This is a genomic window from Kribbella sp. NPDC004138 (assembly GCF_053603655.1).
In genome coordinates this window covers 179,911-195,859 of record NZ_JBSGFZ010000019.1, presented here as the reverse complement: position 1 = coordinate 195,859, position 15,949 = coordinate 179,911, and the positions used below count along the sequence as shown (strand labels likewise).

The window sequence follows — 15,949 nt, the reverse complement described above, 5'->3', positions numbered from 1 at the left end:
GCGGCGGGCGACGCGACCGCGACCGCGGCCCTCGCGGTCCGGTTGGCGCGAAGCCGGCGGGAAGCCCGCCGATCGGCCCTGTCCGCGCAGCGCGGTCTGTACGAGGAACTCCGCCGCCGTTGCCGGCAAGCCGCCGCGTCGATCGCCGGGACCGCCGAATACGAACTGCTTCGGCGGCGGTTGGTCGATCGGGCGCGCGAGCAAGTGGGCATGGAGGCGGACGTGGTGGACAGTCCGGACGGAGGCATCCTGGCGTCGGTCGGGAGCACGCGGGTCGACTTGAGCCTGCCTGCGCTGGCGGATCGAGCGCTGGAGCAGTCGGGGCCGGAGGTGGCCGCACTGTGGACGGCTTGACTCGACCGGCTGCCAGGGCCGGCCGGATCCACCGGGTCAACGGTCCGCTCGTCACGGCGACCGGCATCCAGGACGTAGCGATGTACGAGGTCGTGGAGCTCGGTGAGCAGCGGGTTCCGGCCGAGGTGGTCGCGATCGACGATGAGACACTCACGCTCCAGGCGTTCGAGTACACGGGTGGGCTGATGGCGGACGACGTGGTCCGCCGGACCGGCAGGCCGCTGTCGGCACGGCTGGGGCCGGGTCTGCTCGGCCGGGTCTTCGACGGCCTGCTGCGACCGTTGTCGTCGGCACCGACCTGGTTGTCGCCACAGGCGCTGGCGCCGAGCGAGCAGGCTCCTGCCCGCTGGCACTTCGAGCCCAGGGCCGCTCAGGGCGATGAGCTCCGGCCGGGCGTTCTGCTCGGTGTGGTTGCCGACGCCGGGGCGATCGAGCATCGGGTGCTGGTGCCGCCTGGAGTGAGCGGCGAGCTGCGGTTCCTGGCCGACGCCGGCAAGCTGCCCGAGGGAGCGGTGGTTGCGAAGGTCGGAGAGGTCGAGCTCGGCCTGTTCGAGCAGTGGCCGGTCCGGCGGCCGCGGCCGTTCGCGGCGCGGGAGGAGACGTTCGCGCCGCTGCACACCGGACAACGGGTGCTGGACCTGCTCTTCCCGATCGGCGCCGGCTCGAGTACCGCCGTACCGGGTGGCTTCGGGACCGGGAAGACCATGTTGCTGCAGCAGTTGGCGAAGTGGTGTGACGCCGACGTCATCGTGTACGTCGGCTGCGGCGAACGAGGCAACGAGATGGCCGACGTGCTCGGCGAGCTGGCCGAGCTCACCGACCCCCGGACCGGCGGCCGGATGATCGATCGCACGGTGATCCTGGCCAACACCTCGAACATGCCGATGATGGCGCGGGAGGCAAGCGTCTTCACCGGCCTCACTGTGGCGGAGTACTTCCGGGACATGGGACATCACGTGGTCGTGGTGGCCGACTCGACGTCGCGGTGGGCCGAGGCGCTGCGCGAGTTCGCCTCCCGCACTGGTGCGTTGCCTGCGGAGGAGGGCTATCCGGCTGATCTGTCCTCGTCGCTCGCGGCGTTCTACGAGCGCGCGGGACGGGTGCGGACCGAAGGCGGCCGGATCGCGGCGGTCACGGTGGTGGGCGCGGTCTCGCCACCCGGCGGGGATCTGACGGAGCCGGTCACCACCGCGACGGAACGGTTCGTCCGCGGGGTGTGGAGCCTGGATCGCGATCTCGCCTACGCGCGACACTATCCGGCGGTCAGTTGGTCGGCGTCGTACTCGCACGACGCGGATGCGGTGGCCGCGTGGCAGGCCGGCCACGACAATCCGGGCTGGGCGGCGCGCCGCGCACGGGCGATCACGGTGCTGGCCGAGGCGGCGCGGCTGAGCGAACTCGCCGAGATCGTCGGCACCCGGACACTGCCGGGCCGGGAGCGGATGACGATTCTCGGGGGCAGGCTGCTGCGGGACGCTGTCCTCGCGCAGAGCGCGCTGAGCCCGGTTGACGCGACCTGCTCCGCCGAGCGGGGCGCGAGCTTGCTGCAGTTCGCCCTCGATGTGATCGACCGCTGTGTGAGCCTGATCGATCGAGGCGTGGCCGCGACCGAGGTCGAGCAGTTCGATTTCGGCGCGCTGGTGCGGGCGCGCGAGGAAGCCCCCTCGGCGGCGGAGCTGGACGCTTGCCGCAGCACGCTCATGACGGCGCTGGAGGCCTTGGCATGAAGGATCTCGAGTACGGTGACGTCCGCTCGCTGGAGGGATCGCTCCTGGTGGTGCGTGGCGTCCGCGGGGTGGGCTGGGACGAGTCGGCGGTGATCGGGGTCGACGACGGCAGCGAACGTCATGGTGTGGTGCTGGAGGTTGCCGGTGACCTCGCCGTACTGCAGGTGCTGGAAGGTACCGGGGGCATGCGGCCCGGCGGGGTCCGGGTGCGATTCACCGGCAGTCCGTTCCGGATTCCGCTCGGCCGGAGCTGGCTCGGCCGGACGTGCGACGGCCGGGGCCAACCCCTCGACGGCGGCCCGCCCATCCTCGGAGCGGCGGCGGCGGCGGTGAACGGCTGGCCGCTCAATCCGGTCGAGCGCGAGCCGCCGCGAGAACCGGTGCTCACCGGAGTGTCGGGGATCGACGCGCTGACCACAGTCGTCCGCGGGCAGAAGCTGCCGATCTTCTCGGTGCCCGGCCTGCCGCACCTGCAGCTGGCTGCTCAGATCGCGGCCCAGGCATCGGCCGCCGGCGACCCCTTCGTGGTCGTCTTCGCGGCGATGGGACTGCCACACGCCGAGATCGACTTCGTCCGGACGGCGCTCGAGGAGCGGGCCGCCGCGGGTGAGCTGGTGATGGTGCTCAACGGTGCCGACGACCCGGTGATCGAACGTCTGCTCACACCACGGATCGCCCTGACGATCGCCGAGCATCTGGCGTTCGTCGAGGGCAGCCACGTGCTGGTCGTGATGGCCGACATGACCAGCTACTGCGAGGCGGTCCGGGAGGTCGCCGCGGCACGCCAGGAGATCCCGGCCCGGCGGGCGTATCCGGGCTACCTCTACAGTGACCTGGCCTCGCTGTACGAGCGGTGCGGCCGGGTCCGTGGGCGCCCGGGATCCGTGACGATCATGCCGGTGCTCACCATGCCGGCGGGTGACATCACCCATCCCGTGCCGGATCTGACCGGCTACATCACCGAGGGACAGATCGTGCTGGCAGCGGATCTGCACGCCCGCGGCCTGTATCCCCCGCTCGATGTCCTGGGATCGCTGTCGCGCCTGATGCGCCACGGCGCCGGCCCGGGACGGACCCGGGACGATCACCTCGAGATCGCCGCACAAGCCATCGCGGCGCTGGCTCGGGCCCGCCAGGCGGCCGAGCTGGCCGACCTGATCGGTGCCGGTGCGCTGAACGACACCGATCGTGGCTATCTGGCCTACGCCACCGCGCTCGAGGACTCCTTGCTGCGACAGCGGCCGGATGAGGCTCGTACCTTCGAGGAGACCCTCGACCGGTTGTGGCAAGCAGTGTCCGTGCTGCCCCGGCGCGAACTGACCATGGTTTCGAAGGCGTCACTGGCCGAACACCTGGCGGGCACCCGATGAGCCGCGAGGTGACCGGACGATCGGGACGGCTGGTGCTCACCGGCCGGCTGGCGACCGCCCAGCGGGCGGTGGAGTTGCTGGATCGCAAGCAGCGTGCCCTGGCGATCGAACACGAGCGGCTCGAACTCGTCGCGGGACGTGCCGCCGAGACCTTCGAGCGGGAGGCCCGAACGGCCGCCCTCTGGTTGCGGCGCAGTCTCGCGCTCGACGGGCACCGAAGGCTGCTCGCCTCGGCGCCGACGGCGGCCGTCGACGTCGTCGTCGGGTACGACGTGACGATGGGCGTCCGGCATCCGACCGGCGCGGAGATCAGCTTCGGCCCGGAACTGCAACCTGCCGGCTCGTCCGCGCTGGTTCAGGCGCTGCGGGCACACCGGACGGCGCTCGTCGCGGCGGTCGAGCTCGCCGCCGCCCGGCGCTCGGTCGTCCTGATCTCGGACGAGCTGGCGCTCACCCGTCAGCAGCAGCGGGCGCTCGAGATGCGCTGGATCCCTGAACTGCGGCGGCAGCTGACGGTACTGGCGCAGCGCCTGGACGAAGCCGAACGGGAGGAGAACCTGCGACTGCGGTGGGCGGCCAGGCGGAGGGGATGGGAGCGATGATCAGGCAGATCCTTGCGGTGGTGGACGACTCTGCCGCGGCCTTGCGCGCCGCGCAGTTGGCGATCGACCTGGCCTCGGTGGTCGGCGCCGGGCTGACGCTGGTCACGGTGGTCGAGGACCACGTGCTCGATGCGCGACTCGGGGCGGCGTCGATACCTGAGGCGGCGCAGCGGCGGGCCCAGGGCGCGGTGGCGATGATGACGCGGATCACCGCCCGGGCGTCGCTGCGGGGTCTGCGGACCCACCAGGAGATCCTGTCCGGACGTGGCGCGGAGCAGGTGCTGGCGACCGCCGTACGGACCGCCGCCGACCTGATCGTGGTCGGCCGTGACCCCGGTGGAAATGCGTCGGTGAACCTGGCCCATCTGCTGGAGTTCACCGGCGTTCCGGTGCTTGTCGTACCTGCCGGCGACTCAGGCGCGGGACCAGTCGTCACGTACTCAGGAAGGTGATGCAATCCGTCATCGTTCGAAGAGCGGGGTAGTCGTCCTCGTCGATCCGGCGGCCCGAGCCGGTGCTGAGCAGTTCCACGAAGCTGAGGAAGTCCAGCGAGTCCAGTTCGAGTTCGTCCCGGAACTGCGCGTCGTCTCCGAGCGCGTCGAGGTCGGCGTCGGGGACGATCCGCAGCAGCGAGTTGCCGACCAGTTCGCGTGCGTCCTGCAGGGTCAGGGTCATAGCTCCTCCGGTGTTTGCAGCAGGTGGTCGACGGTGGCCAGGAAGCGGCCGCCGGTGAAGCCGTCGGTGGCGCGGTGGTCGGCGGCGAGAGTGAGCGTCAGCGTCGGTCGGACGCCGAGCAGGCCGTCGACGGCCCACGGCCGCTCGACGATCCGGCCGGCGCCGACCAGCGCGACCTGGGGCGGGTAGATGATGCCGTGCACACTTTCCACGCCTTGGTCGCCGAGGTTGGTGACGGTGATGGTCGCTTCGGTCATCTCGGTCCGTCGCAGGCGGCCGGAGCGTGCACGTTCGACCAGGTCGCGGAGGCCGGCCATGAGTTCGCGGACCGGCAACGACGCGGCGTCGTGCAGGGCCGGCGCGACCAGGCCGCCGCCGCGGAGCGAGATGGCGACGCCGAGGTGGACCTGCTCCGCGGCCCGGAAGGCGTCATCGGTCCAGTATCCGTTGAGTTCGCGGTGGCGGTGCGCCGCGAGCGCAGTTGCCTTGAGCAACAGAGCCGCCGGTACCAGTCGCTCGGCGACGGGGAGTTCGCGGTTCGTCCGGGTCAACCAGGCGACGGCCGCGCCCATGTCGACGGTGGTGGACAGGTAGTACTGCGGGATCTCTTGGTTCGCCCGCACCATCAACCGCGCAATCACCCCGCGCTGCGCGGCTCCTTGTCCAGCATGCCGCGCCGGCGATGCGCTGTCCGGCGTCGCGATGGTGGTGGGCACGGGTTCTCGTTCAGTGGGGGTTGCGGCGTAGCGGCGGACGTCTTCGGCGGTGACCATGCCGTGCTGCCCGGTCGCCGGTACGGCGCTCAGTTCGACGCCGAGCGAGTGGGCGAGCTTGCGTGCGTACGGTGACGCCTTCTGCCGTTCAGCCGCCGGACCGGAGCTGACCGGACGCGGTGCACGGACCTCGGCCGGTGGTGCCGGGGCGGTGGGTTCGGGCCGTGATGCCGGGGCGGTGGGTTCGGCGTGGGCGACGGGGGCCGTGGGCTGCGGGGTCGCCGGCGCCTCGGCGCCGTCGATGGTGGCCAGCGGGGTCCCTACCTGGACGCGTTCGCCGACCGGTACGAGGAGGCGGTCGATCGTGCCGGTGGCGAAGGTCTCGACCTCGATGGCGGCCTTGTCGGTGTCGACGACCGCGACCGGGTCGCCCTTGTGGACCGTGTCGCCCGGCTTCACCAGCCATTCGATCACGGTGCCCTCGTCCATGTCCGCGCCGAGCGACGGCATCCGGAACTCAGCCATCGCCGCCCACCACCTTCCGGGCGGCCGCGACGATGCCGGCCGTCTGCGGGAGGGCGGCGTCCTCGAGGTGTTTCGCGTACGGCATCGGCACCTCCGCGCTGCAGAGCCGCTCGACCGGGGCATCCAGGTCCTCGAACGCCTGCTCGGTGATCCGCGCGCTGACCTCGGCCGACAGGCTCCCGCTGCGCCACCCCTCGTCGATCACCACAGCCCGGTGCGTACGGCGTACCGAGCCGACGACCGTGGCGTCGTCGAGCGGCCGCAACGTGCGCAGATCGATCACCTCGGCCGAGACGCCCTCGGCGGCGAGCTGCTCGGCGGCGTCCAGCGTCTTGCCGAGGCTGCCGCCGTACGTCACGAGTGTCACGTCGTCGCCGGGCCGGCGGACCGCGGCGTGGTCGATGTCGACCGGCGCGGCGTCCGCGGTGAGTTCGCCGGCCTGGTTGTACAGCGAGCCGTGCTCGAACAGCAGCACCGGGTCGGGATCGAGCAGCGCCGGCCACAGCATGCCGCGGGCGTCCTCGAGGGTCGCGGGAGCGATCACCCGTAGGCCGGGAATGTGCGCGAGCCAGCCCTCGAGACTGTGCGAGTGCTGGGCGGCGAGCTGGCGGCCGGCGCCGGTGGTCATCCGGATCACCAGCGGTACGCCGACCTGGCCGCCGGACATGTGCCGCAGGGTCGCGGCGTTGTTGAGGATCTGGTCCAGGGCGAGCAGGCTGAAGTTCACCGTCATGATCTCGACGATCGGCCGCATTCCGGCCATCGCCGCCCCGATCCCGGCGCCGACGAACGCCGACTCCGACAGCGGCGTGTCCCGGATCCGGTCCGGTCCGAACTCCTCCAGCAGCCCCAGGCTGACCCCGAAACACCCGCCGTACGCCCCGACGTCCTCACCCATCAGGAACACTCGCTCGTCCCGGTGCAGCGCCTCGCGGATGGCCTCCCTGAGCGCCTCCCGGTACGTCGTGGTCATGACTGCTCCGCATACACGAAGCGGGTCAGATCCTCGACCGGCTCGAGCGGCCCGGCTTCGGCGCCGGCGATCGCCCGCCGCAGCTCGTCGTCGACCTCGCGGTTCACCGCCTTGAGCGCGTCGTCGCTCAGGTCGTCCTCGGCCCGCATCCGCCGGGTCAGTGTCTCGATCGGATCGCGTTCCTTCCAGCGCTCGATCTCGGCTTTGTCCCGGTAGCGGTCGGAGTCGTACATCGAATGCGCCCGGAACCGGTACGTGCGCAGCTCCAGGAAGCACGGCCCGCCCCCGCCCCGGATCGTCTCGGCCGCCCGCTGCGCGGCCTCCTCCACGGCGAGCACATCCATCCCGTCGACGGCCCAGGCCGGCATGCCGTACGACGATGCGCGCAAGGCCAGATCCGTCTGCGCCTGCGCCCGCGCGAGGGCGGTACCCATCGCGTAGAGGTTGTTCTCGCAGCAGAACAGCACCGGCAGCTTCCACAGCGCGGCGAGGTTCATGCACTCGTGGAACTCGCCCTCGGCGACAGCGCCGTCGCCGAAGAAGCACGCTGTCACGTGGCTGTCGCCGCGGAGCCGATCGGCCAGCGCGATCCCGGTCGCGAGCGGCAGTCCGCCGCCGACGATCGCGTTGCCGCCGTAGAACCGCCGCTTGGCGTCGAACAGGTGCATCGACCCGCCGCGGCCCCTGCTGCACCCGGTGGTGCGGCCGAACATCTCTGCCATCACGGCCTCCATCGGGATGCCGCGGGCCAGCGCGTGGCCGTGCTCGCGGTACGTCGTGACGATCGCGTCGTTCGCGTCCAGGCTGTTCATCACACCGGCCGCGACAGCCTCCTCCCCGACGTACAGGTGCAGGAAGCCGCGGATCTTGGTCGCGCTGTAGAGCTCGACGCAGATCTCCTCGAACTTGCGGATCCGCAGCATCTGGCGCAGCAGGCCGGTGTGCTGTTTGACCACTTCGGTGTTCATCGTTGCCGCTCCAATGTCGACAGGTCGCCCTCGGGCAGACCGAGTTCGCGGGCCTTGAGCAGGCGGCGCATGACCTTGCCGCTGCTCGTGTGCGGGAGGTTCTGGTCGAACGCGATCTCCCGCGGTGCGACCGCGCCGAGCCGGCGCCGCCCGAACGCGATCAGCTCCGCGCGCAATGCCTCGTCCGGTGCGTACCCCGCGCGCAGCGTGACGAAGGCCTTGACGATCTCGCCCGCGACGTCGTCCGGTACGCCGATGACTCCGGCCTCGGTCACGGCCGGGTGCTCGAGCAGGGCGCTCTCCACCTCGAAGGGTCCGACCAGGTGCCCGGAGGACTTGATCACATCGTTGGCGCGGCCAACGAACCAGAAGTAGCCGTCGGCATCGATCCGGGCCAGGTCGCCGGTCAGGTACCAGCCGCCCGCGAAGGACTTCCGGTACCGGAGCTCGTCGTGCAGATAGGTGCGGAACATCGACGGCCACCCGGGCCGCAGCGCCAGTTCCCCGACCTGGTCGGTGCCCAGTACGTCGACCTGGTCATCGGTCACCGCGGCGCGTCCGTCGTCGCCGCAGCGCAGTACGGCGGCGTCGACGCCCGGCATCGGCCGGCCCATCGATCCGGGCCGGATCGGCATCGAGGGGTAGTTGCTGATCATGATCGCCCCGGTCTCGGTCTGCCACCAGTTGTCGTGGACCGGTAGGCCGTACGCGTTCTGTGCCCAGACGACTACTTCCGGGTTGAGCGGCTCGCCGACACTGGCGATGTGCCGCAGTGCGGACAGGTCGTAGCGGGACGCCATCTCGGCACCGGCCCGCATCAGCATCCGCAACGCGGTCGGTGCGGTGTACCAGACCGTCACGCGGTTGTCCGCGAGCACCTGGTACCACCGGGCGGCGTCGAAGTCACCGTCGTCGGCCAGCAGTGTGACGCCGTGTGTCAGGGGCGCGATGATGCCGTACGACGTACCGGTCACCCAGCCGGGATCCGCCGTACACCAGAACACGTCGTCGGGCCGCAGGTCGAGCGCGAACGCGGCCGTGATGTGGTGCGCGACGACAGCGTCATGGACATGGACGGCGCCCTTCGGTGTGCCGGTCGTTCCGCTGGTGAAATGGAGCAGCGCCATCTGTTCCGGGTCGGTGGCGGGAATCGTCCACTGGTCGGGCTGGGCCGCGAGTGCCGCCTGAAGGTCCAGCGTGCCCGGCGGCGGCTCGTCGGGTGCGTCGATCAGCAGGACATGGCGGAGCCCGCAGAGCTGATCGCGTTGGGGGGCGATCTTGCGCCGGTACAGGGAGGTGGTGGTGACCAGGACCTGGGCGTCGCCGAGCAGCAGCCGGTTCCGGATCGGTTCGGGGCCGAATGCGGCGAACAGCGGTGACAGCACGCTCAGGTTCTTCCAGCACCCGAGTGCTACGGCGTACAGCTCAGGTTGCCGGCCCAGCAACGTGAAGACTCGTGCGCTTGGCCCGACGTCGAGCGACCGCAGCAGGTTTGCGAAGCGATTGCTCTGCAGACTCAGCTCCCGATAGGTCAGCTCGCGGGTCCCCGTGCGCCCGATCGCCCGGATCGCCACGTGCTCGCCCCGGCCGGTAGCCACCTGCCGGTCGACCGCCTCGTAGGCGATGTTGAGGCCGTGTCCTCCGGGGAGGCCGCTCAGCAGCTGTGCCGCAGCGCTCCACGAGAAGTCCTGCCTGGCTGTCTCGTAACTGGTCAGGTTGGGCGGTCGTGTGATCGGCATCGTGATCTCTCCTCCGCACCGCGGGGCCGTCCCGCTCTCGGCACCGGCAACCGTCCCTGCGAACAGGGCGCTCACAGCACGACACTGCGCCGCCCTCGGCGCCCCGCACAGAGCCGAAGGTCCCTAAGGGGTGAATCTGCACAGAGCGGCGATCGTCGGCGGGCCGTTCTCGATGATGCGGATCTCCGCGTCGGTCAGGACGGCTGCTCGGATCGCGACGTCCTCGAGCGCGGCCTCGTACGCCGGGATGCCCGCCTGCCGAAGCTGATCCGGCCGCAGGTCGATGGCTGTCGGAGCAGGTCCGAACCACGCGCGGGTGTCCGGCGATGGGGCCGCGGGCAGCAGAAGGACGCGGACGCGGCCGGCGGCGAGCGCCGCGAAGGTGTCGCCGGCGCCCTGCACCGCTGACCCGCCGGTGCCCACGTGGGCGGCGAACTCCGCGAGGAGTCCGGCGTTCTGCTCGGCGACGATCTGCCGGCTCTGTACGGCGAGTTGTCCGGTACGCCGTTCTGCGGAGCCGTCCTCGCTGCGCCCTCCGGTGACGCGACGTACTGTCACGCCGGTGTGGATCCAGCGGGGGAGGTGCTCGTCGAGGTACTGCAGAGCGCGCACGTCGCCGGCGAGCAGCAGCACACGGGCATCGACGCGTTTGACGAGCCGGGCGAGGACCTCGGCCACGGCGACCGCGTTGTGCTCCCAGGAATCCTCGGCGCGGTGCTGGTAGCGGCCTTGTGCCCATCCGCCCGGCGCGTTGCGCTCGATCTCGTCGTCCGGCCCGGTCACGGTCGTGGCCATGGGCGTGGTGCTGCCGGCGGCGTAGACCGAGAGATCCGCGCCCGTCCGGTCGAGGACGGCCAGGACCCGGGCCGGATGGTCCTGCTCCCACGCCAGCAGCGGTCGCAGGTACGGCAGGGCGCCGTACCGAGCGGCGTCCGGCATCGCCAGGTCGGGCAGATCGACGGCGAGCGTCACCGCGGCGCCGCTCGCGAAGGCGGCCAGCACTCCCGGTCCTGGCACGGCGTCGAGCACTCGCCGCTCCAACGCATCGATGATCTGCGTCGGTGCGCCGTCCTCGGCAAGCCGGCCGGCGAGCGCTCGCCAGCGGATCGGGACGTCCGCGGTCGCCCGCACGTCGAAGTACACCGAGGCGACCGGCACGGGTTCGATCAGCAGGGCTCTGATGGGCGTGTTGTTCGTCATGGTGCTCACCCCTTCGAGGTTCCAGCCCAACTCGGTGACGTCGTGCGGAACAGAGCACAAATGCCTGGTCGCGGGTACCGAACGCCCCTGCCGGTCGCCGCGGAACTCAGGGTCTGGGGACGAAGCGGTAGCCGGTGACGAGTGCGAGGTCGATGCCGATCAGGACGTCCAACGGGAGGTCGGCCCACGGCTGGACCAGTGGTGTGTAGTGGGCGATTCGACCGGGATCGTCGATGCTGTGCGCCGTGCCGGTGACGACGACACTCCAACCCAGCCTGCGGATCGTGTCGAGATCGTCGGCCTCGTACGCGACCACTTCCCCTGCCGCGCTGCTGACGCTCGCTGACAGTCGGGTGCGCATGACGACCTGCCCATCGATGACGGCATGGTTCACCGGGCGAATCGCCGGCAATGCGTTGCGTGTGAAGACCACGCGACCGACGCGGACGCTCGCCAGCAGCGCGATCGCTTCCTGGCGATCGACCTCCACCAGGTGCCTCGCCTCGTCGACCGGCGCCTGGAGACCGCGAAGATCGCCGTACCGAGCGGACATGGTCTGGGTCCTTTCGTACGGATGACCTGCGCTCACGATGCTGCCGCGGAGGCCCGCATTCCAGGGCCGAAAGTCCTGATCTCGTCGAACCCGGCGCGGTCGCTCCGACGGCGGTGGCGACTTACGGGTCACTCACCTGTCGCGGCCAGGGGCGCGGTTCTGCCGGCGGCGTGCCAAGGTGGGGAGATGGTGATTCGGTGGTGGGGCGGGGACCGTGAGGCGTTGCGGGGACTGTTCCGGGAGGCGGACGACTCCGAGGCGGAGATCGATCGCTACCTGGGGTCCGGGGACGTGCTCGTCGCTGAGGACAACGGACTGGTGGTCGGGCATCTCCAGGTCGTGGACGGTGACGGTGCGGTCGAGTTGAAGAGCCTGGCGGTGCTGGCCGAGCGACGGGGGACCGGTGTGGGCCGGGCGTTGGTGGAGGCTGCCGTGGAGCACTGCCGGCGCGGTGGAGCTTCCCGGATGGTCGTTTCCACCGCGACCGCGGATGTGGGAAATCTCCGGTTCTACCAGCGCCAGGGGTTCCGGATGCTTCGGGTCGAGCGGGACGCTTTCACTTCCGCGTCCGGCTACCCGGACGGCATCGTCATCGACGGCATCCCGTTGCGAGATCGGATCTGGCTGGATCGGGAGCTCGTGGCGGACGAGTCGTGACCGGGCGGCTCTTCTGCGACCTCGGGCTCGCCGAGCGGATCGAGCAGGCCGAAACCGGGCTGATCGAGGCCAGCGCCCGCGCCACACATCGCCGGTTGGGCGACGGCCGGGGATTCGTGATCCCGGTGGGCGGCGGGCTGGCGAGCTTCGCGGATGACGACTCGCCGTACAACAAGGTCGTCGGGCTCGGCTTCGGCGGCGTACCTGCCGAGCGGGAGCTGGACGAGATCGAGCGTGCCTACGCCCGGGTCGGGGCACCGGTGCAGGTCGAGCTCGCGCATCTCGGCGACCCGGAGATCGGCGTCCTGCTCAGTCGGCGCGGGTATCAACTGGAATCGTTCGAGAACGTACTCGGGCTGGCGATCGAGCAGCGGTACGACGTGACGCCGCCCGAGGGGATCACGATCCGGGTCAGTGGTGACGACGAGCTCGACCAGTGGCTGGACGTCATGGCCGACGCCGTCGCCGCACCGGACACGCAAGGGGTTCCGTGGCGCGAGGAGTTTCCGCGCGAGACCTACATCGACGCGGAACGCGACGCGGCCGCCGCGGACATCACTCGGTACGTCGCCGTGCGGCACGGTGAGATCGCGGGCGGGGCCGGGCTGCGCACGGTCGCGGGCATCGCTCAGTTCGCAGGCGCCGCGACACTTCCGGCGCACCGACGACACGGTATCCAGTCAGCGTTCCTGACCACCCGCCTCGCCGACGCCGCGGCCGCGGGGTGCGACGTCGGAGTGATCACCACGCAACCGGCCTCCAAGTCCCAGCAAAACGCCCAACGCAGCGGCTTCGACCTGCTCTACACCCGCGCGGTCCTCGTCAAGCACCCCTGAGCGTCGGCGACTTGGCCGGTGCGAGCCCGATGGCACGGGGGGACCTTCGGGCTCGCACGCAAAGGTCACATCGGTCCCGGCGGGCAGACGTTACGCCGGTGACGAGATCGTGACCCGGGAGATCAGTTCGTCGCGATGTCGCGGTGCCGCAAGGTGGTGCTGCCGGCGAGGGCTGCGGCCGGCAGGAGGGTGTCAGGACAGGACGAAGTACCGCAGCCAGAGGTACGGCGCTGCGACGGCGATGGTGATCGCGGTCATGACAACGCCCTTGCGGGTGAACTCCCAGAAGCTGATCGGGTGGCCGGCGCGCAGGGCGATGCCGATCACCACGACGTTCGCGCTGGCGCCGATCGCGGTCGCGTTGCCGCCGAAGTCGGCGCCGGCCGCGAGGGCCCACCACAGGGCGTGGCCGTGGGCCGGGTCGGTGACGGTCTTGGTCAGTTCCAGGACGACCGGGCTCATCGTGGCGACGTACGGGATGTTGTCGACGACGCCGGACAGTACGGCGGACACGACCAGGATCAGCATCGTCGCCAGCAGGGGTCTGCCGTTGGTTACCTCGCCGACGGCCTGGGCGAGATCGGCGATCACCCCGGTCCTGACCAAGGCTCCGACCATGATGAACAGACCAGCGAAGAAGAGGAGCGTCTGCCACTCGACACTGGACATGTAGTGGCGCGTGGGGACCTTCGAGATCAGTACGAGCAACCCCGCGCCGAGCAACGCGACGACAGCCGGCTCGATGTGAAGCACCGTGTGCCCGACGAATCCGGTGAACACCAGGAGCAGGACTGCGCCGCACTTGACCAGGAGGCGGGTGTCCTGGATGGCTTCGCGCTCGTTGAGGCGCAGTACATCGGCGACGCGGTCCTCGTCCACCGCGAATGCGCCTTTGAACAGTCGGGGCAACACCAGGACGAAGACGATGAGTTCGAGCACGACCAACGGCGTGAGGTGGATCAGGAAGTCGTTGAAGGTCAGTCCGGACCGGCTGGCGATGATGATGTTCGGCGGATCACCGATCAGGGTCGCGGTGCCGCCGATGTTGGACGCCATCACCTCGGCGATCAGGAACGGAACCGGGCTGATCCCGAGCCGGTCGCAGACCAGCAGCGTGACCGGCGCGATGAGCAGGACGGTGGTGACGTTGTCGAGGAACGCCGAGGCGAGCGCCGTCATCAGCGTGAGCAGGATCATCACCCGCAGGGGCGATCCCTTGGCGCGTTTGGCCGCCCAGATCGCGACGTACTCGAAGACGCCGGTGCGGCGCAGGATCCCGACGATGATCATCATGCCGAGCAGGAGGAAGATGACATCCCAGTCGATGCCGGTCTCGTGGGAGTAGAAAGCATGCTCGGAGTCGGTGACGCCCACTGCGAGCAGTACCGCTGCACCACCGAGCGCGGCAAGGAGCTTGTGCGTCCACTCGGTCGCGATCAGAAGGTAAGCGACGAGGAAGACGACGACGGTGAGAGCCGTCACGCCGCCACCGCCAAGCGGTCAGCCGGCTCTAGTGCGGTATCACCAGCTGCAGCAGCCTCGGGGCGGTGATCGCTCCGACGATGTCCTTGTCCTTGACGACGGCAACCAACGGACACCGCAGGCGGGCCATGATCGCAGCCACTTCCAGGACGGTGTCGTCGTGGTTCACCACGGGCAACTCCGCAGGCTCGTCCGGCAGCATCTGCCGGACGGTCACCTGCGCGAGCTTGTCGGCGACCCGGTCCGCCAGCGACTCGTCGATCACCCGGGCGAGCGACGGGTCGTCCTGCACATAGCTCGGCACCAGACAGCGGACCACTTGTGACGCAGGCAGCACCGAGTACGGACGTTGTTCGTTGTCCACCACGATGATGCCGGGCAGCCGCTGTGCGGCGAGCAGTTCGGCCGCCTCGCGAGCGTTCGTGTCCAGCCTGACCACTGGATACGGCTCGGCTATCTGTTCTGCGTGCACATTCGCACGATACGCCGACGGCGACTGACGCACAGGATCTGTCCCCGGTGCCCGGGCTCGTGGCCGTCCACGTCACAGTGCCTCCTGGGATCGCCGGTCTGCCCGCACCCCAGGTCGAGGACGGGTACTGCCGACCAGACTTCCCGGCACACCGCGGCCAGCTTCCCCCATCGACCGCGCCGAACGCAAACGATCGCTGTCCTTCGGCGCGGCCGGTCCACTGCCTCCGCTCCGGAGGACAGGGTGTGGAACTCAGGTGCCGGAGCCGAGCACCGACTGGGCCTTGCGTACGGCGGCGCTCGTCGCGCCCTCGATGTCCTCGGGCAGGCCGTTGACGATCGTGAGCGCGAGGACGACGTCGCCGACGCCGGTGGTGATCATCGTGACTTCGAGGCCTTCGAGAGGTCCGGACGTCGCGCTGAACCGAACGGCGACGGGGTCGGTTCCGGACTTCGGGGCCGAGACCTCGCGCACGCTGATCGGGGAGCGGCCTTCGCCGGGGATCGTCAGAGTCATCGTGCGGCAGGACACGATGGCCTGCTTGAAGGACTTCTGCAGCGCGCCGACCGCGGCAGCCGACCCCATCGCGTCGAGACTCTCGTCGATGAACGGTCCCTCCGCACCTCCGGAGTACGACTGCGTGGCGGAAGCCTTGGAACCCGGCGGTACGTCGGCGTTGGAGAACGCGACGAGCTTGGCGCACTTGGTGTCCTTCGAGGACAGCGTCACGTCGTCGTCACCCGAGTCGTCAGCCTTCTCGATCGAGAACCCCGCGGGCAGGTCGGCCAGCGCCAGCAGTCCCTTGGTCAGCTGCGCCGCAGTACGCGCGGGTGTGGTCGCCGGTGGGGTGCTGGGTGCTGCGGTGGTGGCCGGCGGTGGTGTGGGCGACGCGGTCGCCGACGGCGTCGGCGTACTGGACGGAGCGGGAGAGCCGGTGCTGGATCCGTCGGAGCACCCGGTCGCCGTCAGGAGCAAGGCGGCACTCAGGCAGGCAGAAGTCAGGAAACGGCTGGGCATGGAGTTGGCCTCCTGGTCGGGGACATGACTTGTACGTCGCCGACCAGACTTCCCGGCACACCAGCGAACAGCCGCGGATCACCGGG

General features: G+C 70.1%; 17 protein-coding genes. 7 read left to right on the top strand and 10 right to left on the bottom strand.

Features of this window, described 5'->3' with window-relative positions; all coding sequences use genetic code 11:
• From ACWEOO_RS26450 to ACWEOO_RS26430, 5 genes are all read left to right on the top strand, one after another.
• A partial coding sequence (locus ACWEOO_RS26450; RefSeq protein WP_452145310.1) for a hypothetical protein occupies positions 1-354 on the top strand: 354 nt, incomplete at its 5' end.
• Entirely contained in the window at positions 351-2,081 is a 1,731-nt protein-coding gene (locus ACWEOO_RS26445; protein WP_452145309.1) for a V-type ATP synthase subunit A, read from the top strand. The genes ACWEOO_RS26450 and ACWEOO_RS26445, both read left to right, overlap by 4 nt.
• Entirely contained in the window at positions 2,078-3,451 is a 1,374-nt protein-coding gene (locus ACWEOO_RS26440) for a V-type ATP synthase subunit B (RefSeq protein WP_452145308.1), read from the top strand. The genes ACWEOO_RS26445 and ACWEOO_RS26440 overlap by 4 nt, the downstream gene beginning before the upstream one ends.
• Before the next feature lie 8 nt (positions 3,452-3,459).
• Entirely contained in the window at positions 3,460-4,053 is a 594-nt protein-coding gene (locus ACWEOO_RS26435; protein WP_452145307.1) for a V-type ATP synthase subunit D, read from the top strand.
• Positions 4,050-4,505: a universal stress protein gene (locus ACWEOO_RS26430; protein ID WP_452145306.1), complete on the top strand. Its 456-nt coding sequence runs from the start codon at positions 4,050-4,052 to the stop codon at positions 4,503-4,505. Before ACWEOO_RS26435 ends, ACWEOO_RS26430 begins: the two co-directional genes overlap by 4 nt.
• Here the strand turns inward: ACWEOO_RS26430 and ACWEOO_RS26425 are convergent.
• From ACWEOO_RS26425 to ACWEOO_RS26395, 7 genes are all read right to left on the bottom strand, one after another.
• Entirely contained in the window at positions 4,486-4,728 is a 243-nt protein-coding gene (locus ACWEOO_RS26425; protein ID WP_452145305.1) for a hypothetical protein, read from the bottom strand. The genes ACWEOO_RS26430 and ACWEOO_RS26425 overlap by 20 nt on opposite strands.
• Complete coding sequence (locus ACWEOO_RS26420; RefSeq protein WP_452145304.1) at positions 4,725-5,966, bottom strand: dihydrolipoamide acetyltransferase family protein; 1,242 nt, start codon at positions 5,964-5,966, stop codon at positions 4,725-4,727. The genes ACWEOO_RS26425 and ACWEOO_RS26420 overlap by 4 nt, the downstream gene beginning before the upstream one ends.
• Positions 5,959-6,939, bottom strand: a complete 981-nt coding sequence (locus ACWEOO_RS26415; protein WP_452145303.1) for an alpha-ketoacid dehydrogenase subunit beta — start codon at positions 6,937-6,939, stop codon at positions 5,959-5,961. The genes ACWEOO_RS26420 and ACWEOO_RS26415 overlap by 8 nt, the downstream gene beginning before the upstream one ends.
• A complete protein-coding gene (gene pdhA, locus ACWEOO_RS26410) occupies positions 6,936-7,907 on the bottom strand; it encodes a pyruvate dehydrogenase (acetyl-transferring) E1 component subunit alpha (protein WP_452145302.1) in 972 nt (323 codons plus the stop codon). Before pdhA ends, ACWEOO_RS26415 begins: the two co-directional genes overlap by 4 nt.
• The gene (gene acsA / locus ACWEOO_RS26405) at positions 7,904-9,646 is read right to left on the bottom strand and encodes an acetate--CoA ligase (protein ID WP_452145301.1); all 1,743 of its coding nucleotides are present in this window, start codon (positions 9,644-9,646) and stop codon (positions 7,904-7,906) included. The genes pdhA and acsA overlap by 4 nt, the downstream gene beginning before the upstream one ends.
• A gap of 123 nt (positions 9,647-9,769) precedes the next feature.
• Complete coding sequence (locus ACWEOO_RS26400; RefSeq protein WP_452145300.1) at positions 9,770-10,846, bottom strand: baeRF2 domain-containing protein; 1,077 nt, start codon at positions 10,844-10,846, stop codon at positions 9,770-9,772.
• A 106-nt stretch (positions 10,847-10,952) separates the two neighbouring features.
• A complete protein-coding gene (locus ACWEOO_RS26395; protein ID WP_452145299.1) occupies positions 10,953-11,399 on the bottom strand; it encodes a pyridoxamine 5'-phosphate oxidase family protein in 447 nt (148 codons plus the stop codon).
• A gap of 186 nt (positions 11,400-11,585) precedes the next feature.
• Here ACWEOO_RS26395 and ACWEOO_RS26390 point away from each other — a divergent pair, with 186 nt between their 5' ends.
• Both ACWEOO_RS26390 and ACWEOO_RS26385 read left to right on the top strand, forming a co-directional pair.
• On the top strand, positions 11,586-12,056 hold the full coding sequence (locus tag ACWEOO_RS26390; protein WP_452145298.1) for a GNAT family N-acetyltransferase: 471 nt from the start codon (positions 11,586-11,588) through the stop codon (positions 12,054-12,056).
• Positions 12,053-12,892, top strand: coding sequence for a GNAT family N-acetyltransferase (locus tag ACWEOO_RS26385; RefSeq protein WP_452145297.1), 840 nt, complete (start codon positions 12,053-12,055; stop codon positions 12,890-12,892). The genes ACWEOO_RS26390 and ACWEOO_RS26385 overlap by 4 nt, the downstream gene beginning before the upstream one ends.
• 192 nt (positions 12,893-13,084) lie before the next feature.
• Here ACWEOO_RS26385 and ACWEOO_RS26380 read toward each other — a convergent pair whose 3' ends face one another.
• From ACWEOO_RS26380 to ACWEOO_RS26370, 3 genes are all read right to left on the bottom strand, one after another.
• A complete protein-coding gene (locus ACWEOO_RS26380; RefSeq protein WP_452145296.1) occupies positions 13,085-14,374 on the bottom strand; it encodes an SLC13 family permease in 1,290 nt (429 codons plus the stop codon).
• A 28-nt stretch (positions 14,375-14,402) separates the two neighbouring features.
• Complete coding sequence (locus ACWEOO_RS26375; protein WP_359922729.1) at positions 14,403-14,846, bottom strand: CBS domain-containing protein; 444 nt, start codon at positions 14,844-14,846, stop codon at positions 14,403-14,405.
• A gap of 252 nt (positions 14,847-15,098) precedes the next feature.
• Positions 15,099-15,863, bottom strand: a complete 765-nt coding sequence (locus ACWEOO_RS26370) for a hypothetical protein (RefSeq protein ID WP_452145295.1) — start codon at positions 15,861-15,863, stop codon at positions 15,099-15,101.
• Positions 15,864-15,949 lie beyond the last annotated feature (86 nt).

What these genes read in the sequence shown, in the direction of transcription:
- ACWEOO_RS26440 (WP_452145308.1), top strand. Translation starts at nt 2,078, where the DNA reads ATGAAGGATCTCGAGTACGGTGACGTCCGCTCGCTGGAGGGATCGCTC.
- ACWEOO_RS26430 (WP_452145306.1), top strand. Translation starts at nt 4,050, where the DNA reads ATGATCAGGCAGATCCTTGCGGTGGTGGACGACTCTGCCGCGGCCTTG.
- ACWEOO_RS26425 (WP_452145305.1), bottom strand. Translation starts at nt 4,728, where the DNA reads ATGACCCTGACCCTGCAGGACGCACGCGAACTGGTCGGCAACTCGCTG.
- ACWEOO_RS26420 (WP_452145304.1), bottom strand. Translation starts at nt 5,966, where the DNA reads ATGGCTGAGTTCCGGATGCCGTCGCTCGGCGCGGACATGGACGAGGGC.
- ACWEOO_RS26415 (WP_452145303.1), bottom strand. Translation starts at nt 6,939, where the DNA reads ATGACCACGACGTACCGGGAGGCGCTCAGGGAGGCCATCCGCGAGGCG.
- pdhA (WP_452145302.1), bottom strand. Translation starts at nt 7,907, where the DNA reads ATGAACACCGAAGTGGTCAAACAGCACACCGGCCTGCTGCGCCAGATG.
- acsA (WP_452145301.1), bottom strand. Translation starts at nt 9,646, where the DNA reads ATGCCGATCACACGACCGCCCAACCTGACCAGTTACGAGACAGCCAGG.
- ACWEOO_RS26400 (WP_452145300.1), bottom strand. Translation starts at nt 10,846, where the DNA reads ATGACGAACAACACGCCCATCAGAGCCCTGCTGATCGAACCCGTGCCG.
- ACWEOO_RS26395 (WP_452145299.1), bottom strand. Translation starts at nt 11,399, where the DNA reads ATGTCCGCTCGGTACGGCGATCTTCGCGGTCTCCAGGCGCCGGTCGAC.
- ACWEOO_RS26390 (WP_452145298.1), top strand. Translation starts at nt 11,586, where the DNA reads ATGGTGATTCGGTGGTGGGGCGGGGACCGTGAGGCGTTGCGGGGACTG.
- ACWEOO_RS26370 (WP_452145295.1), bottom strand. Translation starts at nt 15,863, where the DNA reads ATGCCCAGCCGTTTCCTGACTTCTGCCTGCCTGAGTGCCGCCTTGCTC.